The 1672-nt window shown below is 37.0% G+C and carries 2 protein-coding genes; both read left to right on the forward strand.

Translation table 11 applies throughout. The annotated features are described in order from the left end of the window. The first annotated feature begins 169 nt into the window (after nucleotides 1-169). Nucleotides 170-427, forward strand: a complete 258-nt coding sequence (locus tag ACIR131C_RS27405; RefSeq protein WP_051347458.1) for an SxtJ family membrane protein — start codon at nucleotides 170-172, stop codon at nucleotides 425-427. Nucleotides 428-582: 155 nt separating this feature from the next. Next, nucleotides 583-1482, forward strand: a complete 900-nt coding sequence (locus ACIR131C_RS23490; RefSeq protein ID WP_051347459.1) for a sulfotransferase family protein — start codon at nucleotides 583-585, stop codon at nucleotides 1480-1482. Nucleotides 1483-1672: the final 190 nt, after the last annotated feature.

Raw genomic sequence — 1672 nt, forward strand, 5'->3', positions numbered from 1 at the left:
TTGTTTTTTACGACAAGCCATTAGTCAAGTTCGAGCGATTGTTGGAAACCTATTTAGCCCATGCGCCAAAAGGATTTAGCTCGTTTATCACAGCCATGCCCATCTGGTTGAGCGTGCTGCCATTTTGTGCTTAGATGGTGTAGGATAGTGGGCAACCACCTCCGTTTGGATGGGATTGGGGCATCAACTCACACCCGCAACTTTAAATTTTGTTTACAAAAACTGGATGAGGATTGGACTTGTTTTAGGTCGGATACAAACACGAATTATTTTAGGGGTTTTATTTTACATAATGATTACCCCAATAGGATTGATGAAGCGGCTGTTGAATCAGGCTCCAATGATGCGAAGCTTAGATCCAGAGTTGCCCACTTATCGCCAATTGAGCAAGTTAAGAACTACAGAAAGTATGGAGAAGCCATTATAATGCTAAAAGACACTTTAGATTTTCTTAAAGACATTCGCGGATTTATTAATTAAAGAACAAAAAAACTACTTGTTGATTCCCCGCGGTTAAAACCGCCCGTGTCGCTTTCCTCTCAGGGCTAAAGCCACTGAGTTTCCCACTTACCGGATATCCTTATGAAAAAACCAAATTTATTTGTTGTTGGTGCTCCTAAATGTGGAACTACATCCATGCACAACTACTTGGGTCAACATCCTGAAATTTTCATGTCTTCCCAAAAAGAACCTCATTATTTCTCTCGCGATATTGATTGTTTTGCGGGGAAAATCAAAGAAATTTCTAATTATTTACAGCTTTTTGACTCAGCAGGTAATGCTAAATATATAGGAGAATCATCTCCTGAATATCTATATTCTGAAGTAGCAGCTCAACAGATAAAAGAATTTTGTTCTGATGCAAAAATAATAATTATGCTTCGCAATCCTCCCGATATGCTTTATTCTTTGCATGGGGATTTTTTGTTATGGAAAGACGAAGATATTTTAGATTTTGGCGAAGCTTTAGCCGCTCAAGAAGAGCGAAAGAAAGGTAGCAAACTACCAAAATCACGCAAGGAAATAAAATTCTTACTTTATTTTGATTGGGTAAAGTATTCGGCTCAAGTAAGAAGATACCTCCAGATTTTTGGTAAGGAAAATCTTCATATAATTCTCTTTAATGAATTTGTCAAAGATACAGCTAAGACTTACCGCCAAACTCTTGAATTCTTAGGAGTAGACCCTAACTTTCCAGCAGAAATAAAAGTGAAAAATCCTTCAAAACCACTTCCTAATATTGCAGTTCGGTCGTTTTTTTGCAAGTATCCTCATTTTGTGAACAAATTAGAAAGTAGTTCTTATGCCGATTTGGTCAAATTTTTATTTTATGATATAGGAAAATTCGGACAACCTCAACGACCAAAGAAAATTGACCCTGAACTGCGATTAAAACTTATGAAGCATTTTCAGCGAGAGATAGAAGAACTAGCCAATCTATTAAACTGGGATGAACAAAGATTACAACTTTGGTTACAGTAAATATAAGGTGATTTTTCAGTCTATCTTACATAGGAGCGATCGCCTTATCTGAAAATAAGACCTTAATTCAGCAATACCAAATTAAATAATGTCAGATTTTCTGACTTACGCCTTGCTGGCTGGTAAAACTAGGAGACAATTATGACAAATGCCGACCAAATCTTAATCAACAACTGGTACGTAGTCGCCA

It is taken from the genome of Dolichospermum circinale AWQC131C, assembly GCF_000426905.1.
GTDB classification, from domain to species: Bacteria; Cyanobacteriota; Cyanobacteriia; order Cyanobacteriales; family Nostocaceae; genus Dolichospermum; species Dolichospermum circinale.